General features: G+C 56.4%; 25 protein-coding genes. 12 read left to right on the forward strand and 13 right to left on the reverse strand.

The window, feature by feature from the left end; translation table 11 throughout:
- Positions 1–220 precede the first annotated feature (220 nt).
- Both HALTITAN_RS11210 and HALTITAN_RS11215 read left to right on the forward strand, forming a co-directional pair.
- On the forward strand, positions 221–1,144 hold the full coding sequence (locus HALTITAN_RS11210) for a LysR family transcriptional regulator (RefSeq protein ID WP_027959901.1): 924 nt from the start codon (positions 221–223) through the stop codon (positions 1,142–1,144).
- 89 nt (positions 1,145–1,233) lie between these two features.
- Positions 1,234–2,226, forward strand: a complete 993-nt coding sequence (locus HALTITAN_RS11215) for a glutathione S-transferase family protein (protein ID WP_022520660.1) — start codon at positions 1,234–1,236, stop codon at positions 2,224–2,226.
- 123 nt (positions 2,227–2,349) lie between these two features.
- Here the strand turns inward: HALTITAN_RS11215 and HALTITAN_RS11220 are convergent, their stop codons facing one another.
- Both HALTITAN_RS11220 and HALTITAN_RS11225 read right to left on the reverse strand, forming a co-directional pair.
- Positions 2,350–2,838, reverse strand: coding sequence for a PRC-barrel domain-containing protein (locus HALTITAN_RS11220; RefSeq protein WP_027959899.1), 489 nt, complete (start codon positions 2,836–2,838; stop codon positions 2,350–2,352).
- Positions 2,839–2,993: 155 nt separating this feature from the next.
- Positions 2,994–3,191 (reverse strand): CsbD family protein, encoded by a 198-nt coding sequence (locus tag HALTITAN_RS11225; protein WP_027959898.1) that lies wholly within the window; start codon positions 3,189–3,191, stop codon positions 2,994–2,996.
- A 253-nt stretch (positions 3,192–3,444) separates the two neighbouring features.
- On the opposite strand from HALTITAN_RS11225, the gene HALTITAN_RS11230 reads away from it, so the two are divergent.
- The 3 genes from HALTITAN_RS11230 to nfi all read left to right on the forward strand — a co-directional run bounded on the left by HALTITAN_RS11230 (position 3,445) and on the right by nfi (position 6,297).
- Positions 3,445–3,633, forward strand: coding sequence for a hypothetical protein (locus tag HALTITAN_RS11230; RefSeq protein WP_039859330.1), 189 nt, complete (start codon positions 3,445–3,447; stop codon positions 3,631–3,633).
- Between the two features lie 91 nt (positions 3,634–3,724).
- Positions 3,725–5,440, forward strand: a complete 1,716-nt coding sequence (locus tag HALTITAN_RS11235) for a DEAD/DEAH box helicase (RefSeq protein ID WP_009287184.1) — start codon at positions 3,725–3,727, stop codon at positions 5,438–5,440.
- 170 nt (positions 5,441–5,610) lie between these two features.
- Positions 5,611–6,297: a deoxyribonuclease V gene (nfi, locus tag HALTITAN_RS11240; RefSeq protein ID WP_009287185.1), complete on the forward strand. Its 687-nt coding sequence runs from the start codon at positions 5,611–5,613 to the stop codon at positions 6,295–6,297.
- Between the two features lie 24 nt (positions 6,298–6,321).
- Here the strand turns inward: nfi and HALTITAN_RS11245 are convergent, their stop codons facing one another.
- On the reverse strand, positions 6,322–7,038 hold the full coding sequence (locus tag HALTITAN_RS11245) for a glutamine amidotransferase (protein WP_039859257.1): 717 nt from the start codon (positions 7,036–7,038) through the stop codon (positions 6,322–6,324).
- 136 nt (positions 7,039–7,174) lie between these two features.
- On the opposite strand from HALTITAN_RS11245, the gene tpx reads away from it, so the two are divergent.
- Entirely contained in the window at positions 7,175–7,675 is a 501-nt protein-coding gene (tpx, locus tag HALTITAN_RS11250; RefSeq protein ID WP_039859258.1) for a thiol peroxidase, read from the forward strand.
- Here the strand turns inward: tpx and HALTITAN_RS11255 are convergent.
- The gene (locus HALTITAN_RS11255) at positions 7,672–8,355 is read right to left on the reverse strand and encodes a gamma-glutamyl-gamma-aminobutyrate hydrolase family protein (protein ID WP_035538585.1); all 684 of its coding nucleotides are present in this window, start codon (positions 8,353–8,355) and stop codon (positions 7,672–7,674) included. The genes tpx and HALTITAN_RS11255 overlap by 4 nt on opposite strands.
- A 74-nt stretch (positions 8,356–8,429) precedes the next feature.
- A complete protein-coding gene (locus tag HALTITAN_RS11260) occupies positions 8,430–9,440 on the reverse strand; it encodes an amidoligase family protein (protein ID WP_009287187.1) in 1,011 nt (336 codons plus the stop codon).
- 133 nt (positions 9,441–9,573) lie between these two features.
- On the opposite strand from HALTITAN_RS11260, the gene HALTITAN_RS11265 reads away from it, so the two are divergent.
- Positions 9,574–12,108, forward strand: coding sequence for a mechanosensitive ion channel family protein (locus tag HALTITAN_RS11265; protein WP_009287188.1), 2,535 nt, complete (start codon positions 9,574–9,576; stop codon positions 12,106–12,108).
- On the opposite strand, the gene HALTITAN_RS11270 is transcribed toward HALTITAN_RS11265, so the two are convergent.
- On the reverse strand, positions 12,025–12,456 hold the full coding sequence (locus HALTITAN_RS11270; RefSeq protein ID WP_022520651.1) for a hypothetical protein: 432 nt from the start codon (positions 12,454–12,456) through the stop codon (positions 12,025–12,027). The two genes, HALTITAN_RS11265 and HALTITAN_RS11270, sit on opposite strands and share 84 nt — an antisense overlap.
- 59 nt (positions 12,457–12,515) lie before the next feature.
- Positions 12,516–13,535: a J domain-containing protein gene (locus HALTITAN_RS11275; RefSeq protein WP_027959891.1), complete on the reverse strand. Its 1,020-nt coding sequence runs from the start codon at positions 13,533–13,535 to the stop codon at positions 12,516–12,518.
- 112 nt (positions 13,536–13,647) lie between these two features.
- Between HALTITAN_RS11275 and HALTITAN_RS11280 the strand changes: the two genes are divergently transcribed.
- The gene (locus HALTITAN_RS11280; RefSeq protein WP_009287189.1) at positions 13,648–15,078 is read left to right on the forward strand and encodes a hypothetical protein; all 1,431 of its coding nucleotides are present in this window, start codon (positions 13,648–13,650) and stop codon (positions 15,076–15,078) included.
- Positions 15,079–15,243: 165 nt separating this feature from the next.
- On the forward strand, positions 15,244–15,933 hold the full coding sequence (locus HALTITAN_RS11285) for a CBS domain-containing protein (RefSeq protein ID WP_027959889.1): 690 nt from the start codon (positions 15,244–15,246) through the stop codon (positions 15,931–15,933).
- A gap of 43 nt (positions 15,934–15,976) precedes the next feature.
- Here the strand turns inward: HALTITAN_RS11285 and HALTITAN_RS11290 are convergent, their stop codons facing one another.
- Entirely contained in the window at positions 15,977–17,101 is a 1,125-nt protein-coding gene (locus HALTITAN_RS11290; protein ID WP_009287191.1) for an aminotransferase class V-fold PLP-dependent enzyme, read from the reverse strand.
- 272 nt (positions 17,102–17,373) lie between these two features.
- Here HALTITAN_RS11290 and HALTITAN_RS11295 point away from each other — a divergent pair, with 272 nt between their 5' ends.
- The 3 genes from HALTITAN_RS11295 to HALTITAN_RS11305 all read left to right on the forward strand — a co-directional run bounded on the left by HALTITAN_RS11295 (position 17,374) and on the right by HALTITAN_RS11305 (position 20,275).
- Positions 17,374–18,153 (forward strand): ThuA domain-containing protein, encoded by a 780-nt coding sequence (locus HALTITAN_RS11295; RefSeq protein ID WP_009287192.1) that lies wholly within the window; start codon positions 17,374–17,376, stop codon positions 18,151–18,153.
- Positions 18,150–19,199: a Gfo/Idh/MocA family protein gene (locus HALTITAN_RS11300; protein ID WP_039859259.1), complete on the forward strand. Its 1,050-nt coding sequence runs from the start codon at positions 18,150–18,152 to the stop codon at positions 19,197–19,199. The genes HALTITAN_RS11295 and HALTITAN_RS11300 overlap by 4 nt, the downstream gene beginning before the upstream one ends.
- An 86-nt stretch (positions 19,200–19,285) precedes the next feature.
- Positions 19,286–20,275: a LacI family DNA-binding transcriptional regulator gene (locus tag HALTITAN_RS11305; RefSeq protein WP_039859260.1), complete on the forward strand. Its 990-nt coding sequence runs from the start codon at positions 19,286–19,288 to the stop codon at positions 20,273–20,275.
- On the opposite strand, the gene cdd is transcribed toward HALTITAN_RS11305, so the two are convergent.
- The 5 genes from cdd to deoC are packed head-to-tail and all read right to left on the reverse strand — an operon-like array spanning position 20,272 to position 24,836.
- Positions 20,272–20,679, reverse strand: a complete 408-nt coding sequence (cdd, locus tag HALTITAN_RS11310; protein ID WP_039859261.1) for a cytidine deaminase — start codon at positions 20,677–20,679, stop codon at positions 20,272–20,274. The two genes, HALTITAN_RS11305 and cdd, sit on opposite strands and share 4 nt — an antisense overlap.
- Before the next feature lie 28 nt (positions 20,680–20,707).
- Positions 20,708–21,433, reverse strand: a complete 726-nt coding sequence (gene deoD / locus HALTITAN_RS11315; protein WP_039859262.1) for a purine-nucleoside phosphorylase — start codon at positions 21,431–21,433, stop codon at positions 20,708–20,710.
- A 12-nt stretch (positions 21,434–21,445) separates the two neighbouring features.
- On the reverse strand, positions 21,446–22,690 hold the full coding sequence (locus tag HALTITAN_RS11320) for a phosphopentomutase (RefSeq protein WP_009287195.1): 1,245 nt from the start codon (positions 22,688–22,690) through the stop codon (positions 21,446–21,448).
- Positions 22,687–24,042 carry a thymidine phosphorylase gene (gene deoA, locus HALTITAN_RS11325; RefSeq protein ID WP_009287196.1) on the reverse strand — a complete coding sequence of 452 codons (1,356 nt, stop codon included), beginning with the start codon at positions 24,040–24,042 and terminating at the stop codon, positions 22,687–22,689. Before deoA ends, HALTITAN_RS11320 begins: the two co-directional genes overlap by 4 nt.
- Entirely contained in the window at positions 24,042–24,836 is a 795-nt protein-coding gene (gene deoC / locus HALTITAN_RS11330) for a deoxyribose-phosphate aldolase (RefSeq protein WP_009287197.1), read from the reverse strand. Before deoC ends, deoA begins: the two co-directional genes overlap by 1 nt.
- Positions 24,837–24,873 lie beyond the last annotated feature (37 nt).

Genomic DNA, 24,873 nt, shown 5'->3' on the forward strand with positions numbered 1-24,873 from the left:
TAACTATAGACGAAAACTACGCTTTTAAAAGCTAAAGTATAATCTGTGTCAAATATTTTCCCGCTGGATAGAAATAACGTGCTCTTTTACCTGCGACCAGCAGTTAATCTCAAGCATTTTGTAAGCATGGGCGGAAGTGTTAGCTGTTTCCTGGCATTCTAGCCATGTTTTTTCGAACATTAAGCGCATTGTTTCGCTGTATTGCGTTGAGGAAATCGAAATGTCCCGGGTAACACTTTCACAATGGCAAATGTTGGCCGCCGTGGTTGACCACGGCGGATTTGCGCGTGCGGCAGAGGCGGTACATAAAAGCCCCTCCACGCTGAACCATGCCGTTCATAAATTAGAAGAGCAGCTAGGCGTGCAGGTGCTGGAGCCTATTGGCCGACAAGTACGGTTAACCGAAGCGGGCGAGCTGCTGCTTCGGCGCGCGCGTCAATTAATAGAGAGCGCAGCGTCACTTGAAGATGTCGCCACCCGGCTAGCCGCTGGTTTAGAAGCGGAAGTGGTAGTGGCAATCGATCAGGTGTTTCCCGCTGCTGCTCAAGCTAAAGCGCTAGAGCGATTCTCTGAAACGTACCCGCAGGTGCGCGTTCAGTTGCACGAGAGTGTTCTCAATGGCGGCATTGAGATGCTCTATGATGGCCGCGCAGACTTGGTAGTCTCCGGCATTGAGGCGCAGGGCTTCTTGGGCGAGCCGTTGGTCACGGTGCGCTTTGTTGCCGTGGCGCATCCCCAGCATGCGCTACATCAATTGGGCCGCTCGTTGGATCTACGCGATCTAGCCCAGTATCGGCAGTTGGTGGTGCGTGATTCAGCGCTGCGCCAATCAACCAATGCTGGCTGGTTGAAAGCCGAGCAGCGTTGGACCGTCAGCCACCTCAATACCTCACTGGATATGCTAAGGCGTGGCTTGGGGTTTGCCTGGATGCCGGAAACACGAATTGCGGAGGAGTTAAACAGCGGGCAATTAAAGCCGCTGCCACTACCCGCGGGCGGTATTCGTGAAGTGCCGATTCAGATGATTTTTCGCGACCGAGACCGGGCAGGGCCAGCGGCTCATGCGATGGCCGCCGCACTGAAACAGGCCGTGGTGAGCGAATGCGCGCTGAATGATTCGACTGACTCGAATGAAAGGCCGTAAAACATCCGCTTGAGCGTTCCTGAAGCGGGCGTATGCTGAAGAAAAGAACGTAATTGTTAGCACCTCTAATGACTTTCAGGAGACGCCCAATGGGATTACTGGTAAATGGCAAGTGGCAAGACCAGTGGTATGACACTAAAAAACACGGCGGCGAATTTGTTCGTGAGTCCGCTCAGCTTCGCGACTGGGTGGGCAGCCATCCGGAGACTGACGGTGACTGCTACCCAGCGGAAAAAGAGCGTTATCATTTATATGTCTCGCTAGCCTGCCCCTGGGCGCATCGCACGCTGATTATGCGTAAGTTGAAAGGGCTAGAGCCGTTGATCGGCACGTCCCATGTTAGCCCCTTGATGCTCGACCAAGGCTGGACGTACCGTCAGGACGAAGGTGCCAGTGGCGACCCCGTTAACGGCGTCGACTACCATCACCAGCTGTATACCATGACCGACCCCCACTATACCGGGCGTGTCACCGTGCCCGTGCTATGGGACAAACAGCGCAGCGCCATCGTTAATAATGAGTCTGCAGACTTGCTACGTATTTTTAACCGTGCGTTCGATGAATTGACCGGCAACGACCTGGATTTTTACCCAGAAGATCTGCGCGGTGTCATTGATGACGTAAACGCCGATGTTTACGACCACATCAATAACGGCGTTTATAAATCAGGCTTTGCCACCGAACAGGCGGTTTATGAGAAGCACGTGAAGGCGTTGTTTGACGGTCTAGAGCGTATGGAAGCACGCTTGGCCGAGCATCGTTACTTGGCGGGGGAGTGGTTAACCGAGGCGGATATTCGTCTCTTTACCACGCTGATCCGGTTTGACGCGGTTTACTATGGCCACTTCAAATGCAATTTTAAGCGCATTGAAGATTATCCCAATCTCTCCAATTACGTGAGAGAAATTTATCAGTGGCCGGGGGTGGCGGAGACCGTCAATATGGATCACATCAAACGCCACTACTATTATAGTCACGACACGATTAACCCAACGCGAATCGTACCTGCTGGGCCACTACTCGACCTTGAACGGTCTCACGACCGGGAGCGTTTACCGGGGCAGGGCGTGCGGCGTAAATAGATGCGTATCGCTAGCTAGCAAAAAGGGCCGCCCAGTTGGGCAGCCCTTTTTCTAATGCTGAGATTCTACTGCTAGCGTTTCGTTGCTATTAAAAACGTTGCTATTAAAAACAATGGGGAAGCGTTAGCCATTATCATCGATATCTAACGCTTCACGGGTACGCTGCCAAGCGCTTTCAGCGCCCTCTTGGGTAGTTTGCCAGGCATCGCGAGCGTTGGCTTTAGTCTGCTCCCACCACTCGTTATTGTAAGCCGGGAAGGCTTCGACTTCTTCCTGGCTGGCTTCGACCATAATGCGATGTTCTGTATCACCATCGGCGTCCGTTTCGGTTTCGAGGGTGAAGTAGTCGGTATCAACAACGATCTCGCGGCCGCCGAGGCCCAGTACTGAACCGCTTTCGATCACAATCGCGGTAATGCGCATCTCTTCATCAAACAGGATGTCATCGACGTCACCAATCTCTTCACCGGAACCGCCGGCAAAATAGACCTCTGCATCAAGAATGTCGTCGGCAGAATACATGCCCTGGGGCTCATCCTGCGCGTGAGCATTCATGGCAACGCTGCCCATAAGGGCGGTACCGATAAGGGTTGTGAGGATTGTCTTACGCATAGCATCTCTCCATGTGGCTACGATAGATAATAGATCGGTGTGCTTGTAGGTGTATTGGGGGATAACGTAACTAGAACCACCAACACATCGTGTTGCTAAAAAAACCGACCTACCAAAACGGAAATGGTGTAATTAAAGGGGGGCTTATAATGCTATTACTGCTTATCAGCCCAGTCATCGGCTTGACGCTCTGCTTCTTCGCGCTCTAGGCCGTACTTCTGCTGAAGCTTGCCTACCAATTGATCCTTTTTACCACCGATCTGATCCAACTCATCGTCGGTGAGCTCGCCCCAGCTTGAGCGTGCCTTACCCTTCATCTCTTTCCATTTGCCTTCAATTTGATCCCAGTTCATTGCATCGCTCCTTGAGAATAGTGAACTTGATTAGGCACTTTTTCAGGTTAGACCATATGTGCATGAGCGCAAGTCCTTGTTTCACTGTGGTGTAAGTTAAAAGTACTGGTCAGACGCCAAATGCAATGGTAGGATGCGCGCTCCTCGCATGTGTTGACCCCTCCATCACGACGGTAAGCGTTTAACTGCATAGTTATTAATGAGTAGATGTTAATAGTTATTTGTAGTGTCGCTTGCGGGAACATCTCGCCAATTGCTAGATGTTCATTGCTGTGTAGATGGCGCGCCTCCAGTATTTCACCAAACGGGTGAAATCGGCGCAGAAGGTCGCCACAACGGTTGGCCCGCTAATGCGTTGTTTGCCAACCGGATGCTAGGTGCGACCGGCGTCTCCGACTCCACTGATGGCTTTGACCGCTACGGCGGTGCCTGTTATCGATAATGACCATTCTTCATGTCGTTGTGCGATGACTGAGTCAGAGACGCTTATGATGTTTTTTGCCGGTACTTGCCGGCCTACCAAGGTGTGATTAATGACCTCGACTTCTGTCGCCTCGCCGAGCTTCGGCGATCTGGCTCTTTTGCCTGCCGTTCTGTCTGCTGTTGAATCACAGGGCTACCTCGTTCCCTCGCCGATTCAGGCACAAACTATTCCTGCGTTGCTTGAAGGCCGCGATATGCTGGGCCAGGCCCAGACGGGTACCGGCAAAACCGCAGCGTTTGCATTACCGTTACTGTCACGTTTAGAGCTGACTCGCCGTGAGCCCCAAGTGTTGGTTATGGCGCCAACCCGCGAATTGGCTCAGCAAGTAGCTGCCTCGTTTAGTAAATATGGCCAAAACCTGAAAGGTCTCGAAGTTGCGACCCTATGTGGTGGCCAAGAGTACCGTGAACAGCTGGGCGCCCTTAAGCGTGGCGCGCAAGTGGTTGTCGGTACCCCCGGCCGGATTATCGACCACCTGGACCGCGGTAGCCTGAAGCTTGATGGCCTCTCCGCCCTAGTGCTGGACGAAGCTGATGAAATGTTGCGCATGGGCTTTATCGACGACGTAAAACGCGTGGTTGCCGATACCCCGAAAGATGCTCAGCGTGTGTTCTTCTCAGCGACACTGCCCACTGAAATCGAGCGCATCGTTAACCGTTACTTGGTTAACCCAGTGAAAGTCGCGATTGAGTCGGGCACCACGACCGGCGAAAACATCGAACAGCGCATTGTGCGTGTTGATGGTGGCGCTAAGCTTGAAGCTCTTTCGCGTATTCTTGAAGTCGAGCCGGTCGATGGGGCCATCGTCTTTGTACGTACCCGTGCCGCTTGTACCACGCTCGTTGAGCAGTTGACTGCTCGTGGCGTTAACGCTGCTGGCCTGTCCGGTGATCTTGATCAGAGCCTGCGTGAGCGTACTATTACGCGCTTGAAGCGTGGCAAAGTCGACGTACTGATCGCTACCGATGTAGCTGCCCGTGGTCTTGACGTGTCGCGTATCACTCACGTTATCAACTACGATCTGCCTCAAGATGCAGAGGCTTATACGCACCGTATTGGCCGTACCGGTCGTGCGGGCCGTAGCGGTATCGCGATTACCTTTGCTGGCTTCCGTGAAGGCCGCAAAGTGGGCTGGATGGAGCAGGCAACCGGTCAGAAAATGACCGAAATGCCGCTACCTGATGAAGCCGCTATTCGTGCCCATCGCGATGACGTCTTCTATCAGCGTGTTATCGCCTCCTTAACGAAGGGCGCCGAAGAGCAGCGTGCGCTGATTGAGCGTCTGATCGAAGAAGGCCATGACCCGATCGAGCTGACTTGTGCGTTTGCCGCTATGGCGCGTGCTGACGAAGCGCCGATCGGTCGCCTGCAGGCGCCGCGCAAAGAGAAGCCCTCGCGTGATGGAGCGTCTGGCGGTAAGCCGGGTGCACGCCGCGAACGCACTGGTGCGCCAACTGAAGGTATGACGCGCTACCGCGTATCGGTTGGTCATAAAGATGGCGTCAAGCCTGGCCAACTAGTCGGTGCCCTCGCCAATGAAGGCGGCATTGAAGGCGCGCGTATCGGTCGTATCGATATTCGCAACGCTTTCTCTGTGGTCGAACTGCCGAGCGGCTTGCCCTCGACGATTCTGACCAAGATGGCCCGTGCCCGTGTGGCCGGTCGTCCGTTGGAAATCAGCGAAGACAGCGCACCGGCTGAGCGCGCTCCACGCCGTCGTCGTGACGAAGGTGATGCGCCGGTTCGTCGTCGCGAACGCGCCTAGGTCTTCATCAATGTAAGGATTAATCAGCTGCCGCCAAGCGGCAACTGAGAAGATCTCGACGCCCTCGTACCGTTACTGGTGCGGGGGCGTTTTTTTGCTACCTTATTCACCATTCACCATTCACCATTCACCATTCACCATTCACCATTCACCACTTCAAGGAGGAAACCATGTCCGCACCACTACACGAATGGAATCTGGCACCCAAGGAAGCGATGGCGCTGCAGTTGCAGTTGGCGAGGCGATTGGAACTTACTGATCGCCTAGCGCCGATAACGCATATCGCCGGGGTGGATATTGGGTTCGAAGAGGGCGGCGAAATCACTCGGGCAGCGGTGGTGGTATTGAAATGGGATCCTGCCACCGCACCCGATTTAAGCGTGGTGGAACAGGTCGTCCATCGCGAGCCCACCCGAATGCCGTATATCCCCGGCTTGCTTTCGTTTCGAGAAATCCCCGCCGCGCTAGGCGCGTTTGAAAAACTCAGCGTGATGCCTGAACTGGTGATGGTCGACGGCCAGGGGATTGCACACCCACGCCGGTTAGGCGTGGCGGCTCACCTAGGGCTATGGCTCGATCTACCTACCATCGGTATTGCCAAGTCACGCCTATATGGCCAACACGCCGAGGTGGGCGAGCAGCGCGGCGACTGGGTGCCACTCTCCGCGGGGCAGGAAACCATTGGTGCCGTTTTGCGTTCCCGCACCAAGGTCAAGCCCGTGTACGTATCACCTGGCCACCGGATCACTTTAGAAACCTCGCTGGCCTGGGTGTTGCGCTGCTTGGGGCGTACCAAGCTACCTGAGCCAACGCGGCTGGCAGATCGGCTGGCCTCTCGGCGTGATCAGCGTAAGTAGCTTTCGATTGCCAATGGCTAAGGGCTATACAAATGCCAAAAAAAGTCGCAGTAGGCTGGAGGCCTCTTGGCAGTCAGTAATGTTCGCCAGCAGGGTGTCGGGCTCTTCGCCTTGGTCGCGTAGGGCGGCGCGTTGGCGTTCAAGGTAGGCACGCATCACCGGCGCCGTAAATTCCGGGTGAAACTGCACGCTCCACTGGCGCGGGCCGTAGCGCAGCGCCTGGTGGGCGTCGTGGCTGTTATGGGCCAGCACCGTGCAACCTTGGGGCGCCTGCATCACCGACTGGGCATGGGTCAGGTGGGCGGCAAAGCTTTCCGGTAGTTGGCTAAACAGCGGGTCTTGCTGGCCCGCTTGGGTGAGTCGCACGGTGCGCGTGCCCGATTCGCGGCCAGCCGGGTGGTAGTCACTCATGCCACCAAAAGCGGCGGCCATTAACTGGTGGCCATAGCAAACGCCTAGCATGGGAATGTCGTTTGCCAGCACCTCCTTCAGCCACGGCTTCAGTGCTTCGCTCCAGGGTTCCGCCTCACTGACCATGCTGTGCGAACCGGTAATCACAATACCCGCGAGTGTATTAAGTTCAGGTGCGCTGGGTTGGCGGGTTGCATCCCACACCTGTAGTTCTAAATGCGCGGGCAGCGCGATGTTAAGCTGCTTTATAAATAGCCTTTCAAAATCACCGTGCTGGTCGACGACTTCCGGAAAAGCGTCGCCGGTTTTAACGATCAATACACAGGCCATATCACTCCCTCGGTATGATGAAACGCAAACATTGAACAAAGGCCTTTCAGGAAGAGCGCAAAGGCGTGAAAATAGCCTACCATGGCTGCTTAAATGGTAAGAACGCATTAATTATGCACATCATAAGGAGACAATAATGCAACAGATTACCCGTGCAGGCGAACCGCTGGATGTGGCTGGCACACTGCCTGCAAAAGGGCAGGCGGCACCGGCGATGACGCTGACCAACACCGATCTGCAAGACGTTACGCTCGATACGTACGCAGGAAAGCATAAAGTGCTCAATATCATCCCCAGTGTGGATACGCCCACTTGTGCCATGTCCACGCGTCACTTTAACGAGCTGGCGTCTAACCTTGCCGACACCGTGGTATTGGTCGTCTCCGCGGATTTACCCTTTGCAGCCAAACGCTTTTGTGGCGCGGAAGGATTGGATAACGTCGAAACGCTGTCTACTTTCCGCCACCCCGAGTTTCGCGAAGCCTGGGGCGTAGCGCTGTGCAACAACTCCATGGAAGGTCTTTGCGCCCGTGCAGTCGTCGTACTGGATGCCGATAACCGGGTGCTGCATAGCGAGCTGGTGAGCGAGTTGAAGAACGAGCCTGATTATGAGGCTGCCTTGGCGGTGCTGAGCTAGCTCGTATGCCGTGTAGCATGCCGCTCTGACGCCCTCACCAGCGCGCGAATCAAGCGCTGCTGGGGGCGATTGAAAATCAGCCACTCCGGGTGCCACTGCACGCCAATCAAGAAGTCGTGCTCCGGTGACTCAATGCCCTGCACCAAGCCATCCCGGTCGCGTGCAACGATTTCAATTCCTCTGCCCGCCTGGTAAACGGCTTGATGATGTAGGCTGTTAACCCGACACCAGGTAACCCCTAGCAGGCGGTGCAACTTACTTGCCCCCACGATATCAACGGTTTTGCGCGGCAGAACGGTGCGTCGCCGTTTTAACCCTTCGTGGGTGGTGTAGATATCGGGATCCAGTGTGCCACCAAGATGCACGTTGATTAATTGTGCCCCTCGGCAAATACCCAGCACCGGTGTATGCAGCGGAATAAAACGTTCAAGCAGGGCTAGCTCCAGCTCATCCCTTGCAGGATCTAAACGAACATCTAATTGTACTTCGCCACCGTAGAGGTGGGCCTGAATATCGTCGCCGCCGCCAATGATCAAGCCGTCCAGGCTTTCCGGCTGCGGGCGCGAAGGCGATAACCGCAACGGTTTGCCGCCATGCCGCCAGACGGCGAACCAATCAAACCACCACGCTAAGTGGCTTTTTTGGTCAGAGGTAGTAATTCCGATAAGCGGCCGAGTCATGTGGATAGTTACTCACTGTGACAGGAAATGAAGAATGCTAAACGGGTTTTATATAGCTGGGCTCTACAACACAATCAGTGTTCGCGGCGAAGCAAACGAACTAGTTTTTCTTTTACGCGGGTCAGCATCGGTCGGTTATGGTCGGCGATATATTCAGCGCAGCGAGCGAGTAACACCTCAGAATTAGCGGCAAGTTTCTCGACTTCCACCCAGCGATTCCACTCGGTCACTGAGCCCCACCCCGGCTGGGAAAGCTGAGCGTTGGGTAAGCGGTAGTGAAAGGTGGGGCGCGGCTTGGTAAGCTGCGTATGCAGCAATTCATGAGAGTGGTCGGGGCGTAGATAGGCAAATAGCGGCAGCATATCCAGCTCGCGATTGCGCGTGGGATTATGGTGCAAGTAGTCGTCAATTAACGTGTCGAGATCAGGCGAATAGTGGCTATCCAGTATTTTTAACGCATAGGCTTTGTGAAATGGATTCGCGTGGGGCAGCATCTCACGGGTAATATCGACTTTAATTTCGTCGCGCAGCCAGCCAGCCAGCAGCAGGTACGCACGCAGCATGGCTAGCAAATAGTCAACGTCGAAACGCTCCGCTTCAGGGTTTAGGTGTAAGCCGAACCCATACAGCAGGCTGGCATCGGTGCCCTTAGCGCCATGCTCTCGTAGTGTCTCGAACAGCGCGTCTAAATCTTCCAGCTCATTCCAAGGTATCGGTGGGCAAACGATTTCGGTAGGCACCAGGCCTGTGACCATGTCGCCAATCAGCTCGCGGGTTTTGTGATGGAACTCGACCCGGCGTTGATGCTGATGGCGCGCCCACTCGCTATCTTCTGGGTGAGGGTCGTCGGCCAGCGATTTGTCGGGATGTGCGTATTGGGTGTCGAGCTCGATACCAAATTCGCCCCAGCGGGTATCCTCAACGAGTAGCCGATGGGGGCTTACCACGTTAAGCTCCCCGCCAAACAGTTCACGTACGATCATCGCCGTGTCTCGGGGCGGTAGGCCAGCGAACTCGATTTCAATGCCAACGTGCCGGATTTTCCCCTGGCTGTTTAAGCGGTTAGGTGGAGCTTGTAGCGTCATCTCGGCGTCCTTGAGGTGAACGTTTAAGTCTTCAGCCTATCATAGTCACGCGTTGAGACTGAGCGTATGACGGGCCATAGCGGCGGCAAATGATAAGCAGGACGCCATCTAAGCTAATTTTCAGGAGTAAGGCGTGCGACAGCACTGGTTAATCAATTCGTTAATAGGTTTTGTCTTGTTTGTATTGGCAAGCCTAGCAATGACGAGTACGGCAATCACTCAGGCCCAGGCGCAAACGGTGTCGCTGCCCGGCCTGAGCAGCGGTTCCGAAGAGGAAAGCGCTGACGTTAGCGGTGAAGAGTTTCAGAAGTCGCTCACTGACGTCATCACCATGCTTGAAAACGAAGAGCGGCGCACAGAGTTGCTTAAATCGCTACGCGAATTGCAGGTAACCGCAGACGCTGCCAGCGCAGATGAGGGCGTAGTACGCCAAGGATTACTGGGTGCTCTCGCCGATACCTTAAGTGACCTGGGTGATCAGGCCCAGGCGGGGGATTCGCCGGTTGATCAGTGGTCACGCCAGCTGGTTCAGGGCGTAGATGATTTGCGCGCGCTTAACGATGATGCCGACCAGGGGGAGGCGATTCGAGCGATTGCCGAAGGGGCGGTGCTGGCCTTGGTTTGGGGCGTACTGTTGGTGCTGATGATTGCCTTTGGGCGCATGATCGCTACCCGGCGTGAGTGGCCGTTGGATCTGCCTCGGGATCCCAAGGGCTGGCTGATGGCAGTGCACTTTTTGCGTCGCATGCTGCCCTGGGCACTGTCGTTTGCCATTACCTTGGGGATTGGCCAGGTGCTGCCCGATAGCCCTGGGCGTACGCTAGTATTGGTAGTGGCCTATATCTGCCTGTGTGGCAGGGCGCTATCGGTGGTGTTTGAAACAGTCATCGCGTTCTTTAGCCGTGGCCATCGTTTTACTGCGGTTCAACTGCTTCAACAGCGTGCGCTGCGCGGGCTGTTTGTGATTGGTGCTTTGATTGCGCTTGGCGACGCGGTCAACTCCACTCGTCTCGTTGAAATGCTGGGTAGCGAGCTGTCGAGCCTAGCCTCTGTGCTTTCCAATATGCTCGCGGCGTTGCTTGCAGCGCGGTTTATTCTCAAGTTTAAGCGCCCCGTGCGCCACCTGATTTGCAACCGGCCCTTCAAGCAGCGGCGTGACGCCAGCACCGCGGTCGAAATGATTCGCTCCCTGGGGGGGCTATGGCACATACCCGCACTGCTGCTGGTGAGTGGTTCGCTGCTGGCGATTTTTATCACCGTGGGCGATGTGGGCACTGCTCTGGCGCGCTCGATTATTTCCGCCAGCCTGCTGGTACTGACACTGGTAGTCACCGGGTTGCTGCGCCGCCAAGCGGAACGGATGGGTAAGCGTCGCCACCGCCGCCGTTATAGCCAGTATCGTAAACGTTTAGAGCGCTTCGGCTTCGTGTTGGCGCACATCTGCTCGTGGATGGTGTTTGCCGAACTCTCAATGCAGGTGTGGGGCAGTTCGTTCTTCGGTTTGGGCCAACAAGCCGTGGCCAGCGCGCGGATTGGCCAAGCGCTGGTTAGCTTGGGGGCCACGGTGTTGCTTGCATGGCTGGTATGGATATTTGCCGATACCGCCATTCAGCGAGCGCTAACATCGTCAGCCCGTTCACGTGGGCGGCGGGTCAATCAGGCCCGGGCGCAAACCATCACGCCGATGATCCGCAACGTCATCTTTGTAACCATTCTGATTATTGCCGTTATCGCCGGGTTGGCTAATTTGGGTGTCAACGTCACACCGCTGCTGGCGGGTGCTGGTGTGATCGGTCTGGCGATCGGTTTTGGTGCGCAAACGTTAGTGCAGGATTTGATTACCGGTATTTTTATCTTGATCGAAGATTCGTTAGCGGTCGATGACTTCGTGCAGATCAATAACCATATGGGCACGGTCGAGGGGCTGACGCTGCGCACTGTGCGGCTACGCGATTTGGATGGCATTGTGCACATCATCACCTTTAGCCGCATTGAGTCGATTCATAACATGTCCCGCCAGTTCGGCATCGCGCTGATGCGAATACGCATTCCGTTTGATATGAAAATCGACGATGCGATTACGCTGATGCAGGAGACTGCCCAGGAGCTGCGCCGTGATCCGATGATGCGCCACTACATCTGGTCGCCGCTGGAGATGCAGGGCGTTCAGGGCTTTGAAGATGGCTGCCCCATTTTACGCATGCGCTTTCGCACCGCGCCGGAGATGCAGTGGGATGTCTCGCGGGCGTTTAACCTGTTGCTGAAGCAGCGTATGGAAGCTCAAGAGATTGACCTGGGCGTGCCGCGTCTTAGTGTCAGTATGGAAGCACGCGCTGAAGACCGCATGGAGGCGACCGCGGGTACTTCATTCTCTTTAGAAGAGGGCTCGCAAGAACAAGCCGGGCAAGAAAACACTTCGCCTGAGAGTGAACAAGGCAAGCATAGCGCGACGCAAGCAAGTGACTTCAACCCACAGGAGCATAAGAAACCAACACCTCCGAAGCCCGCGCCGCGTCCGACAAAAGCTGAGATTCGCCAGGATGAACAGGCACGCAGGCACGATAATACGAATAATCGTGCTGCGTCACATCGGCAAAAGCCCCAGGCACAGGGCAAGCCCCAGAGCGATTCCTATGCCAGCCCCGGTGGCGAACACGGCGATGAGTAGCCACGGGCCCCGCCAGCGGCGCCAACGGTTGTACAACGAGACCGCGTGGCTAACGCGGTCGACCAGTTCGTCGTGACGGGAAATGGCGTGATCCGGCGGCAGCGAAAAGTCGTTGGCGACATCGCCCTGCCAGTGGGCGCCGTGGCTGAGCCCCAGGCGCGCTCGTAGCTTTCCGATATCGCTGACGGTGTCGTGCAGCGTATCGTAGGTTTCGCGGCGTTCGGCAACCGCGAACACCGCCTCGGCATCCTGGCGTAGCGCGCTATGCTGGCAGCTAGCCACGGCTTGGCTGATTTCTTGTTCGTTGGCCTCGGGGGAAACCGCGAGGCGCTGGTACAAATCGCGCATAGGGTCAATTTATTCTCATGGGCCAGTGCATCCTGCGAAACGTCTAGCGTTACATGGTCTTAGTAAGTTTGCATCAAATAATCATAGGCGTTTTTAATACGCTGAAACCGCGCTGAGGCCAAGGCGACCTGTTGTTCACTTTCCGAATAGAAGCGGTCTGGATGGTGGAGCTGCGCCATCCGCCGATAGGCGTGGCGAACCTCTACCCGGGTGGCACCTGGGGTAAGTCCCAGCACCGAAAGCGCCCGCGTGGTGCGATCGGGCGGCGGTGAGGCGCGCTGCTGGCGATGCTCTTGTTGGCGATGCTGGTGACGAGAATCTTGCTGGCGAGAGCGGCGCCGTTCGCGCTCGGCCTGTTCGCGCTGCTGTTGTTGCCGTTGCCGTTCCTGCTCCTGTTGGCGCGTCTGTTCACGCTGGCGCTGCTGTTCCTGTTCGCGGGCTTGGCGAGCCTGCTCCTGGCGTTGCTGTTTCTCCTGCTGTTTTTGTTGCTTTTGCTGGTGGCGTCGCTCTTTCTGTTGTTGCTGCTGTTCGGCCCGAGCATTGGCCTGTTGGTGGTACTGCTCAGCGGCCTCGGCTTCGCGTGCTTTTCGGGCATGATAATCTGGGTCGTGTGCCTGCCAGTAAGCATCACGGCTGGGGTCTTCGGGTGTGGCAAGGGGTGTGCCGGTGAGCTCTTTAAACAGAGTATTCAAGGTCATTGGTGCGATACTTAGCAGGTCGGCCAAAAAACGCAAAATATAGTGGTTGGCCAGGGACAGCTCGCCGTCGTCAGTGGCGACGGTAATCGCTTGATGAATAACGCTCAGGCTGCGTTCTGTGCCGCATTCTTTGCGAACCACCTCGGCAGCTAGTTGGATCGCTTGCAAGTCTTGGCTACGGGCAATACTCATTACTGGCCCCAGCTCATGCCCGTGGCGAAACTGTGCGGTCACCTGAGCCAGGCGGCGGCGCCGCTGCCCCTCTGAAACATGTTGACGGTGCACCAGCACCCAGGCCAACAGCAGCAGGGTTGCCGTATCCACTTGGCTGCGGCTCTTTAATAGCAGCAGCTCAAAGGGTGAAAAACGGGCAATGGACATTTCCTAGCTCCATAGGTGAAGAGGTGAGCAGAGGGGTGGCTTTAGGTAGCGCCATGATCAAGTTAGCCATGGTATATCATCGCGTTAGGCAAAGGAGTAGGAGATTGATGAGTTGATCAACGTTGAGCGTAAAAACAGCTTTCAGCTGCGTCTTACCCGGCGGCTCAAGGAAGAGACATCGCATAACCTCGACGTCTATCTTTTTGTGCCTGGCGATTTGGGATTAAGCACCCAGCTTATCTCAGAAGAAGCCTTTTATCATGCCGCTATCAATGTCTCGCGCACCTACTACAGTGACGAGTATCTCTTACCGCTGGTGCACAGTCGGCTGGCCAGCCGTAATCGGCTCGGCAGCGACTCGTATCGGTTGAGCTTGAGTCTCTACGCCTATCAATACGTGGAAGCGATGGAGCGCACTACTCGAGCAATGTTGGTGAATGCCAATAAGCTGCGCCATGCTCGCCAAGAGGAGCGCGAAGAGAACAGTGAGGTGCAAGAGAGTGCCGTTGCCCTACGTGACCAACTGCATGAGATGATCGACTTGAGCGATGGTATTCTCAAGCGGCTGCGTCGCCACCAGCCTGATGACGAAAGTCTATATAAGTACTTTGCCAATATCGATAACTACCTCTCCTGGTTTACCGAGCAACAGCTGCTGGCGCTGGTGGCACACATGCCCCGCGGCGGAGAGTTTACCGATATTCGCCGACGTTTTATTAGCGTGTGTCACCGGGAGGGCGAGTATCGCCGCGAACAGCAGTACAACGCCGAGCGCGTGATGGCTGATCCCACGCGGATGTCGAATAAAATGCGCTTGTTGCGGCGCCTGATTGAGCACCCGATTACCCTGAAACAAGAGGCATTGGAGCTGGGTGGCGGCGAGCAAAAAGCGGTCAAAGCGCTTGCCACCGCCGTGGTAATGGCCTTTGTATCGTTAGGCGTGCTGCAGTTGCGTAATGCTCTGGGAGATATCACCGCGCTGTTCGTATTAGCCATGGCGCTGCTCTACGCCCTGCGCGAAGTGTTTAAGGATGATTTGCGCAATACCCTGTGGCGCTGGCTGCGTAAAGGCCGTCCCAAGTGGCGGCGCCAGTATTTAGACCCCACGCGCAACGCCGTGGTGGGCCGCCAGTTGGAGTGGTTTGACTACAAGCGCTACGCATCGCTGGGCGATGATATCAAGCAGATGCGCCGCCGTACGGTAGCCCAGCGTGAAGAAGTGGTGCTGCACTATCGTTCAAGCTCACGTATGTCGCCTACGCGCTTTTTGAGCGGCTACGAGCATACCCGCGAAACGCTCAATCTGGATATCTCGATGCTTACCCGACTAATGAGTAAGGGCAAGCATCACATCTATCGTTTAAAAGATGGCCAAGCGGTTCGCGAGGGCGTCGAGCGTCGTCATCTGTTTAACTTAGTGATTCGGGAGACGGGCAGCGAAGATACTCCTTACTTGGCCCGCTGGAAGGTTGTCGTTAGCCGCTCGGGCATTGTCGATGTCGAGAAAGTCGAAGAGAGCAGCGTGGTGAAGGAAAGTAAATAACTAAAGTGCCAATAAACTGCGCTAGGTCAACTCAGCCTCAATGCGTTCTTTGAGATCGCTGGCCAGCATGGGCAAATCTTCAGCAGCGAGCTAGGCTCAAAGAACAAGCAGGATAATCTGCATCTGCGGCTCAGTCTTTAAAGGTTGAGTTCAAGGAGGAGTACAATGCAAGCTATCGATATTATGACGCCCAAAGTGGTGAGTGTGGGGCCTGACGCCGAAGTACGTGAAATTGCGCAACTGCTGCTCAAGCACCGTATTAGTGCGGTGCCTGTCGTAGATAGTGAACGGCGGGTGATTGGCATTGTCAGCGAAGGTGATTTAATGCGCCGGGTAAAAAGTGACAGTGATCATGGACACTCCTGGTGGTTATCGCTGTTTACCGGCGGCAAGGATGCTGGCGACTATGTTAAGTCCCATGGTCGTAAAGCCCATGAGGTCATGACCCCGAATCCAATGACCGTGGAAGAGAACACGCCGCTGCATACCATTGCGCGAATGCTGGAAAAACATCATATCAAGCGGGTGCCTGTGCTACGTGATGGCAAGTTAGTGGGTATTGTTAGCCGTGCTAACTTGCTCCAGGGTATCGCCAATGCCGCAGTGGCGCCAACCCAGTCGCCCACGGATGATCGCCAAATTCGTGAGGCTATTCTCAAAGAAGTTGAGAATAATACCGGCGTACAAGTTGAAGGCATTAGCGTGATTGTGGATGGCGGCGCTGTGGAGGTATGGGGGCTGGTCGAATCCCTTGAACAGAAGCAGGCGGTAACCGTTGCTGCGGAAAACGTGCCAGGGGTTACCCAAGTCGAAAATCATCTGGGCATGATGCCGCGGGGCGTGGGCTATATGTGACCTAAAGCCCGCTATTAAAATAGCGGGCTCTGCCTTCTTTACCTTAAACCACTGCTTTAATCGCCTGCTCTAAGCTGTTCACGCTGCGCTCTGTGTGGTGCAGCTTATCGAGGCCAAATAGACCGATGCGGAAGGTTTGGAAGTTATCGCCTTCATCGCACATTAGCGGTACGCCGCCCGCCACTTGCACGCCCGCCTGGGCAAGTTTGCCCACTAAGCCACTATCGTCGCTATAGCACACCACTACGCCTGGGGCTTCAAAACCTTCCGCAGCAACGCTCACAAAACCGTGGCGTTTAAGCATGGCGCGGACTTCCCGGCCAATCGCCTGCTGCTCCTCTTTTACCTTGGCAAAGCCATAAACACGGGTCTCCTGCATAATGTCCCGTAATTGCCGCAGTGCATCGGTAGGCATGGTGGCGTGGTAGGCGTGCCCGCCATTTTCATAGGCCTGCATAATGCTGTGCCACTTGCCCAAATCGCAGGCAAAGCTGTTGCTCTGGGTCTCACTCAAGCGCTGCGTGGCACGTTCCGAGAGCATTACCATGGCGCAGCAGGGCGAACCGCTCCAGCCTTTTTGCGGCGCGCTTACCACCACATCAATGCCGAGTGCCTGCATATCCACCCACAGAGTGCCCGCGGCAATGGCATCCAGTACAAACAGGCCACCTACCTCGTGAGTGGCTTCGGCGAGCGCTTGAATATAGTCATCCGGAAGTAGCAAGCCCGCAGAGGTTTCGACTTGCGGGGCGAACACAACGGCAGGTTTTTCGCTACGAATCTGCGCGACGGCCTCCTCAATGGGCACTGGCTGAAAAGGCGAGCGAGGCTCATCGGCCTTTAGACGCCGTGCTTTAAGCACCGTGTGCTGGTCGGTTAAGCGGCCCATCTCAATAATTTGCGTCCAGCGGTAGCTGAACCAGCCGTTACGAATAACCAAGGTTTTCTGGTCAACGGCAAACTGGCGCGCCACCGCTTCCATGCCAAAGGTGCCGCTACCGGGCACGATAACGGCCGCTTGGGCGTTGTACACCTCTTTCAGCGTGGCTGAAATATCCCGCATCACACCTTGAAACTGCTGTGACATGTGATTCAGCGAACGGTCTGTGTAGACCACCGAGTATTCAAGCAAGCCGTCGGGGTCGACGTTGGGTAGTAAACCAGCCATGGCGTTCTCCTGTTTTTAGAAACAGCCTGTTGTTAGAAGCAAATAATTAAACACGCATCGTGAGTCACGCTAAAGCGCGAGGTTGCGTTTCAGAATACGGATAACTTCGTCGCGATGCCAATGGTGATGGTCTAGGCACTATAAGTGGGTTAGCGACTAAAGTTGCACATGAGTAAACGTTTACGTATTCGAGGTAAGCGTTTACTTTGTGGGTTATGCAGCACTTTTAAGCTGCTTTTGTGCTGTTAACCAGCTATGGCTAAGGAGAATAGATGACCATTAACGTTACCGTTTGGGGTGAAAACGTCCACGAACAAACCAATGAAGTCGTGGCGCGAATTTATCCAGAAGGTATGCATCACTGCATCGCGGAAGGTTTAAACGAAGCGGAGGGTATCCACGCCAACGCGGTTACCTTGCAAGATCCCGAACAGGGTTTAAGTGAAGAGACTCTCGAGAATACCGATGTGCTGCTGTGGTGGGGCCACGCTGCCCATGGCGATGTGTTGGAGGAAACTGTCGACCGCGTGCAGGCGCGCGTGTTGCAGGGGATGGGGCTAATTGTGCTGCATTCTGGGCACTACGCAAAAATCTTCAAACGCCTGATGGGCACGACCTGCTCACTCAAGTGGCGGGAAGCGGGAGAGCGCGAGCGGCTGTGGGTCGTTAACCCTGGTCACCCTATCGTTCAGGGCCTGGGCGACTATATCGAACTGCCGCATACTGAAATGTACGGCGAGCCATTTGCGGTGCCAAACCCCGATGAAGTGATTTTTATCAGCGCCTTTGAGGGCGGTGAGGTATTCCGTTCAGGGCTGACCTACAAGCGCGGCAACGGCAAGATTTTCTACTTCCGCCCAGGTCACGAAACCTATCCGATCTATTACAACGAACAAGTAAAAACCGTGCTGAAGAACGCTGTGAAATGGGCGCGCCCGGAAGGCTCCCGCTGGATCGACAACTGCCCTAATATTCCTGCCGACCAGGCCCCCAACCCGGTGGAAATCAAAGGCGAAGGGCTGCATAAACCTGGCGAGGAGGGCTTCAAATGATCCGTTTAGCGATAATTGGCGCTGGCAGTATGGCGGGGGAACACGCCAAGCACTTTAGCCGGATCGAGGGGGTGGAAGTAGTGGCGGTGTGCGATATGGAGCTGGCCAAGGCCCGCGACTTTGCTGGCCGTTTTGGTATCGCCGATGCGTATGACGACCTGGAAGCTATGCTGGCGCGGGAAGATATCCAAGCCGTTAGCAACGTCACGCCAGATGGTGTTCATAAGCGCACGTCACTGGCCGCGATCACCGCAGGTAAGCACATTCTGTGCGAAAAGCCGCTGGCGACGAATGCGGATGATGCGCATGAAATGGCCCAAGCGGCGCAGGCCGCCAAGGTCATCAATATGGTCAATTTTAGCTATCGCGATGCCCCGGCCATTCAGCACGCTCGCGCGCTGATTACCGCTGGGGCGATTGGTCAAGTTCGCCACGTAGATGCCAGCTACCGGCAAAGTTGGCTGGTCAGCAATGAGTGGGGGCGCTGGGATCAGGAGAGCCAGTGGCTATGGCGGCTCTCGGAAGCCCATGGCAGCAAAGGTGTACTGGGCGATGTGGGTGTTCACATTGTCGATTTTGCCAGCTTTCCGGTCGGTGATATTACTCGCGTTAACTGCGAACTGACCTGTTTTGAAAAAGCTCCAGACAACCGGATTGGTGACTATTTGTTGGATGCCAACGACACCGCGCTAATGCGAGTGACGTTTGCCAATGGGGCCAAGGGCACCATTCAAGCCACCCGTTGGGCGACCGGGCACCATAACTCGTTAACCCTGAGTGTACACGGCGATAAAGGTGCTATTCGCGTCGATTTAGACGCCTCAAAAGACGACGTGCAGGTGTGTTTGGACGGTGACGTTCACCCGGCGCGCTGGAGCACAGTGAAGGCACCACCAACACCCAGTATCTATCAGCGTTTTGTGGAAAGCATCCGCAGTGGTCAAAACGACCAGCCGGACTTTGCCCGCGGCGCGGCGATTCAAACCGTTCTTGATGCCTGTGTTATCTCCAGTCAGGAAGATCGCAGCCTGGACATTGCCGTGTAATCAGCGTCGCAACGCCGGGCGTTTTTCGGCACACTGGACGCATTACAAGTGAGAGACAGGGCGGGAAATAGCCGGTGAGAGATTCGGTGATAAAGAGTCAACAAAGCGCCCAAACGGCCACCATCCGAGAAATTGCCCGGCGAGCCCAGGTATCGATTGCCTCGGTCAGCCGGGCCCTTAACGGCAAGCCAGGGCTCAGTGACGCCCTGCGTGAGAAGATTTTGGCGATTAGCCATGAAGTGGCCTACCAACCCAGCGCCGCGGCTCGTCAGCTAATAAGCGGTAAAACGGCGGTGGTAGGCATCTCTCTTGGCCGTCAGGATATCGAGCTACGTCCTTACTATATCTTGCTCTACCAGCACCTTACCGTGGCCCTTCATCAGCAGGGTATGGTGCCGGTGTTCTTTAATCACCAACAAACCGCTGAATTACCCGAACGCGCGGGGGCAGCTATTTTGCTTGGTGAAGCCCCAGACGATGAGCGCCCAGCGCTGCTTAAGGCCGCTGCGATTCCTTTTGTGCGCATAGGTGATGCCGGGGAAGGCTTTTCCGTCGCCCCGGACGATCGGCAGGGGCTATATGAGATGACCCACCACCTCATTACTCAGGGTCGCAGGCGGCTGGCGTTTATGGGCGGCGAGCTAGAGGTGCCGCGTCCCCATAGCCGTTTGGAGGGCTACCGGCGGGCGTTGGCAGAGGCTGGGTTTGCCGAATGCTTGATTAGCCTACCGCACCGCTTCGCGTCAGACTCTCTTAACAGCTATCGCTATTTAAATCGCTATTTATATCAAGAGGGTGCCCAACCACTGCCTTTTGATGCGCTGGTGTGCGCCACCGACGAACTAGCGTTGGGTTGTGTGGCCGCGCTGGAAGACCGTGGGATTGAAGTGCCTTTTCAGGTCGCGGTGACAGGCTTTGATGACCTGCCCACCCTCGCCACTGGGCTCACCACCGTACGGCAGGATATTGCCGAGATAGCCGAGACGAGCATGGCACTACTGGCAGAAGCGAAGGCGGGAGAAGCGCCCCGGCACGTATCGCTGCCGGTGGCGCTGGTGTTACGGGAAACGAGTTAACGCGGCGGCAACTGCTCCGGCCCGAAGGCGTCGGGGAGCAGTGCTTCCATGGTGTAGGTTTTGAGCAGTTCGCCGCTGCCGGATAGCACCTTGATCTGAGTCTCTGGCGTGGCGAACTCGCGAATGCGCTGACGACAATCGCCGCAGGGCGTACAGAGGTGATCAGCGGGGCCCATGACGTAGACGGTCGCCAGCTGGCGTTGGCCTGTGGTCACCATGGCGGAAATGGCCGAGGCTTCAGCACACAAGCCTTTGTAGTGCGCCACCTCCACGTTGGTGCCGGCAAACTGCTGACCATCGGGAGTCACCATCACCGACGCCACCGGATGCGCGGAGTAGGGCACATAAGCGTTAGCCCGCGCGTTTAACAACTTTTGAACGATCTCTTCCAATACTTGATCCATCACTTTTCCTTTTGGCCGCTTCAACGCCCTAAGCGCGGGCAGCGTCGTCGCGAAGTACTGTGTCCAGTGCAATCAGCATCATATCGTCGAAGGTGGTTTGACGGTCGGCGCTGGAGAGCGAGTCGCCTTTCAGGATGTGATCCGACACGGTGCAGATGGTCATGGCGCGGGCGCCAAACTCAGCGGCGACGCCGTAAAGACCTGCGGCTTCCATCTCGACGCCGACAATGCCGTAGCGCTTGAGCATTTCAGCCATTTCGGTTTGCGGGTTGTAGAACAAGTCTGCAGAGAAGATGTTGCCCACTTTGACCGGCACGTTTTTGGCCTTGGCGGCAGCCACCGCGTGCTGAGTCAGTTCGAAGTCGGCAATAGCAGCAAAGTCGTGGTCGTTAAAGCGCATGCGGTTGACCTTGGAGTCGGTGCTGGCGCCCATGCCGATGACCACATCGCGGACGTTGACATCGTCGCGCACCGCGCCGCAGGAGCCCACACGAATCAGCGATTTAACGCCGTAGTCGGTGATCAGCTCTTTGGCGTAGATGGAGACCGACGGAATGCCCATGCCGTGGCCCATCACGGATATCTCGCGGCCTTTGTAGGTGCCGGTGTAGCCGAACATGCTGCGCACGTCGTTGACCTGGCGCACGTTCTCCAGGTAAGTATCGGCGATGTATTTGGCGCGCAGCGGGTCGCCGGGCATCAGTACGGTATCGGCAAAATCACCGGGAGCAGCGTTAATATGTGGGGTTGCCATCAAAGGTCTCCTTTAAGCGGCGTCGGGTAGAAAGCTTTTGCCATCGGCCATGGCCGGTAACAGGAAAAAGTCGGCCAGGGTTTGGCCAATATCGGCAAAGGTGCCGCGCTCGCCCAGCGGGCCGGGGGTAAAGCCGGGGCCGTGTACCAGAATGGGGATGTACTCGCGGGTGTGCTCGGTGCCGTGCCAACTGGGGTCGCAGCCGTGATCGGCGGTGAGAATCAGCAGATCATCTTCGCTTAGCGCAGCCAGGAGCTTAGGCAGCTTGGCGTCGAAATCTTCCAGCGCGGCGGCGTAGCCCGGCACATCCCGGCGGTGGCCATAGACCGAGTCAAAATCGACAAAGTTGGTCATGATCATGGCGCGCTCGCCTTCGTCGCGTTGGTTGGTGCGCGCGATCTCTTTGAGCGTGGCGTCCATTAGTGCATCGTGGCCGCTGGCTTTTACCTTGTGAGTAATGCCGCAGTGGGCGTAGATGTCGGCAATTTTACCAATCGAGACTACTTCGCCGCCGGCATCATCAAGCTTTTGCAGCACGGTGGGTGAGGGCGGCTCAACGCTGTAGTCGCGGCGGTTGCCGGTGCGGGTGAAAGTGGTGCTGTCTTCGCCGATAAACGGACGCGCAATCACACGGCCAATATTGTAGGGCTCAAGCAGTTCGCGGACGGTTTCGCACAGCTTATAAAGCCGTTCAAGGCCGAAATGCTCTTCGTGAGCGGCGATCTGAAACACTGAATCCGCCGAGGTATAAACGATGGGTTTGCCGGTGGCTATGTGCTCTTCACCCAGGCGAGAGATGATCTCGGTGCCAGAGGCGTGGCAGTTGCCAATCACCCCAGTGAGATCGGCTTCTTGCACGATGGCGTCGAGCAGCTCAAGGGGGAAACTGTCGGTTTTATCCAGAAAGTAGCCCCACTCAAAGCGTACCGGGACACCGGCAATTTCCCAATGGCCGGAGGGGGTATCTTTGCCGCTGGAAATTTCTTTGGCGTGGGCGTAAGCGCCTTCCAGGCTTTCCGGCAGCGTGACGCCTTCGGCAACGCTGTCCGTGGCATCGCGGTGGGCATGAAATAGTCCCAGCTTGGCCATGTTGGGCAGCTTGAGTGGCCCAGAACGGTTGGCGTTATCCGCCTCACCACGGGCGCAAGCGGCGGCTATATGACCCAAGGTGTCGGAGCCTTCATCACCGAAGGTCGCGGCATCCGGGGCGGCGCCAATCCCAAAGGAGTCAAGTACCAGTACAATCGCGCGGCTCATAAGGCTTCTCCACGGAAAGTGTCTTGTAGCAGGGTGTCGGCGTTGGCGGCACCTTCGCCAATTGTAAACGCTGCACGCAGCTGTTCGGCGGCGCGCTCGGCGGCGGCGTCACTGCGGGCGTGCACCATGGCAATGGGGCGCTGGCTATCCACGCTCTCACCGATTTCGACGATGTCGGTGAAACCGACGCTGTGATCGACGCTGGCATCGTTGCGCAGGCGACCACCACCCAGTTCCACCACGCTCATGCCCACCGCACGGGTATCGATGCGTTGCACGATACCCGATTGCTCGGCATATACCGGCTTGATTACCTCGGCCTTGGCTAGGTAGTGTTCGGAGCGTTCCATAAAGTCGCTAGGCCCACCGAGTTCGTGCACCATGCGGGCGAATACTTCAGCAGCTGCGCCAGAGGTTAGCGCCTTCTCAAGCTGAGTAAGTGCTTCTTCACGTGAGCCTGCGAGCCTGCCGGCGATCAGCATTTCCACGGCCAGTTCACGGGTGACTTGCATCACGCGGCTGTTGGGGCGGTCGCCACGCAGCAGGGCCAGAGTCTCAACGATCTCTACGGCGTTACCGGCGCAGGGCGCCAGCGGCTGACTCATATCGGTGAGCAGGGCGGTGGTGGGCGTGCCTGCCTGGGTGGCCACATTGGCGATGCTTTTGGCCAGTTCGCGGGATTTTTCCGGCGTAGGCATAAAAGCGCCGCTGCCGACTTTAACGTCCATTACCAGCGCATCCAGTCCGGAGGCCAGCTTCTTGCCCAAGATAGAGGCGGTAATCAGCGGAATCGATTCCACGGTGGCGGTCACATCGCGCACGCCGTAGATGCGCTTGTCGGCGGGGGCGAGATCACCCGTTTGGCCAATAATCGCTACGCCGGTGGTTTTCACCACCTCGCGGAAGCGCTCAGGGGCAGGGTAGGGGTCGTAGCCGGGGATCGATTCGAGCTTATCCAGGGTGCCACCGGTGTGGCCCAGGCCGCGACCGGAGATCATCGGTACAAAGGCGCCGCAGGCGGCGACCCAGGGGCCGAGCACCAACGAAACCAAATCGCCCACGCCGCCGGTGGAGTGCTTGTCGACGATCGGACCGGGCAGGTTTAGATCGCTCCACTGCATCACGTGGCCAGAGTCGCGGGTGGCGGTGGTCAGCGCAACGACTTCTTCACGGCTCATGCCGTTGAGAAACACGGCCATGGTGAAGGCGCCAATTTGGGCGTCGCTGATGCGATCATCGGCAATGCCCTGCACAAAGGCTTTAATCTCTTCCGCGGGCAGCGGCTGGTTATCACGCTTTAGGCGAATCAGCTCCTGGGGAAGAAGGGTGTGTTTAGTCGCGTTGGCAGACATTAGTAACCTCCGTCAGTGGTGGCCGCGTTGGTGTTGCCGGTCAACGTAGCCAGCAGATTACCCAGCAGGCTAGAGGCACCAAAGCGGAAGTGAGCGGGCGTCGCCCAGCCTGAGCCCATAATATCGTTAGCAAGAGCCAAATATTCTGCTGCGTCTTCGGCGGTTTTGACGCCACCTGCTGCTTTAAAACCAACGTCTTGGCCACTGGCCTTGATGGCTTTGAGCATAATTTCTGCGGCTTCCAGTGTAGCGTTAACAGCTACTTTGCCGGTCGAGGTTTTAATGAAATCCGCACCGCCTTCAATGGCCAGTTCGCTGGCGCGTTTGATCAGCGCAGGTTCTTTGAGCTCGCCGGACTCAATGATCACTTTGAGCAGTGCTTGACCAGCGCAGGCGGCTTTGCACATTTCTACCAGCTCAAGGCCGGTCTCTTCGTCGCCTGCCATCAACGCGCGGTAGGGAAATACCACATCAACTTCATGGGCGCCGGAGGCAACCGCATCGCGGGTTTCACGGGCGGCGGCCATAATGTCGTCGTCGCCATTAGGGAAATTGGTGACCGTGGCGATCTTCACCTGCTCGTTTAGCTTGTGAGCCGTAAGGGCACGCTGGGCGGTGACAATAAACTGTGGGTATACGCAGACCGCGGCAGGGGTGCCAAAGGGCGTTTTCACCTGCTGGCAGAGCGCTTCAATGGTGCTGTCCGTGTCGTTGTCGTTCAGGCTCGTCAGATCCATGAGGGTGAGTGCTTGGCGGGCGGCTTGGACGATATGGGGAGAGGCGGTCGCAGTCATGGAATTCTCACAAATCAGTAAAAGATAAAAACGGGCA

Origin of the sequence: Vreelandella titanicae BH1, assembly GCF_000336575.1 — a bacterium.
Classification (GTDB): Bacteria; Pseudomonadota; Gammaproteobacteria; order Pseudomonadales; family Halomonadaceae; genus Vreelandella; species Vreelandella titanicae.

Bases quoted from the DNA above. Each gene is read 5' to 3' on its own strand.
- deoA (WP_009287196.1), bottom strand. From the start codon at position 24,042: ATGTCTGCCAACGCGACTAAACACACCCTTCTTCCCCAGGAGCTGATT.
- HALTITAN_RS11300 (WP_039859259.1), top strand. From the start codon at position 18,150: ATGATCCGTTTAGCGATAATTGGCGCTGGCAGTATGGCGGGGGAACAC.
- HALTITAN_RS11270 (WP_022520651.1), bottom strand. From the start codon at position 12,456: ATGCGCGATTTGTACCAGCGCCTCGCGGTTTCCCCCGAGGCCAACGAA.
- nfi (WP_009287185.1), top strand. From the start codon at position 5,611: ATGTCCGCACCACTACACGAATGGAATCTGGCACCCAAGGAAGCGATG.
- HALTITAN_RS11260 (WP_009287187.1), bottom strand. From the start codon at position 9,440: ATGACGCTACAAGCTCCACCTAACCGCTTAAACAGCCAGGGGAAAATC.
- HALTITAN_RS11275 (WP_027959891.1), bottom strand. From the start codon at position 13,535: ATGTCCATTGCCCGTTTTTCACCCTTTGAGCTGCTGCTATTAAAGAGC.
- HALTITAN_RS11225 (WP_027959898.1), bottom strand. From the start codon at position 3,191: ATGAACTGGGATCAAATTGAAGGCAAATGGAAAGAGATGAAGGGTAAG.
- HALTITAN_RS11235 (WP_009287184.1), top strand. From the start codon at position 3,725: ATGACCTCGACTTCTGTCGCCTCGCCGAGCTTCGGCGATCTGGCTCTT.
- HALTITAN_RS11255 (WP_035538585.1), bottom strand. From the start codon at position 8,355: ATGACTCGGCCGCTTATCGGAATTACTACCTCTGACCAAAAAAGCCAC.
- HALTITAN_RS11320 (WP_009287195.1), bottom strand. From the start codon at position 22,690: ATGAGCCGCGCGATTGTACTGGTACTTGACTCCTTTGGGATTGGCGCC.
- HALTITAN_RS11245 (WP_039859257.1), bottom strand. From the start codon at position 7,038: ATGGCCTGTGTATTGATCGTTAAAACCGGCGACGCTTTTCCGGAAGTC.
- deoD (WP_039859262.1), bottom strand. From the start codon at position 21,433: ATGGCAACCCCACATATTAACGCTGCTCCCGGTGATTTTGCCGATACC.
- HALTITAN_RS11290 (WP_009287191.1), bottom strand. From the start codon at position 17,101: ATGGCTGGTTTACTACCCAACGTCGACCCCGACGGCTTGCTTGAATAC.
- HALTITAN_RS11215 (WP_022520660.1), top strand. From the start codon at position 1,234: ATGGGATTACTGGTAAATGGCAAGTGGCAAGACCAGTGGTATGACACT.
- HALTITAN_RS11295 (WP_009287192.1), top strand. From the start codon at position 17,374: ATGACCATTAACGTTACCGTTTGGGGTGAAAACGTCCACGAACAAACC.
- deoC (WP_009287197.1), bottom strand. From the start codon at position 24,836: ATGACTGCGACCGCCTCTCCCCATATCGTCCAAGCCGCCCGCCAAGCA.
- HALTITAN_RS11210 (WP_027959901.1), top strand. From the start codon at position 221: ATGTCCCGGGTAACACTTTCACAATGGCAAATGTTGGCCGCCGTGGTT.
- tpx (WP_039859258.1), top strand. From the start codon at position 7,175: ATGCAACAGATTACCCGTGCAGGCGAACCGCTGGATGTGGCTGGCACA.
- HALTITAN_RS11285 (WP_027959889.1), top strand. From the start codon at position 15,244: ATGCAAGCTATCGATATTATGACGCCCAAAGTGGTGAGTGTGGGGCCT.
- HALTITAN_RS11220 (WP_027959899.1), bottom strand. From the start codon at position 2,838: ATGCGTAAGACAATCCTCACAACCCTTATCGGTACCGCCCTTATGGGC.
- cdd (WP_039859261.1), bottom strand. From the start codon at position 20,679: ATGGATCAAGTATTGGAAGAGATCGTTCAAAAGTTGTTAAACGCGCGG.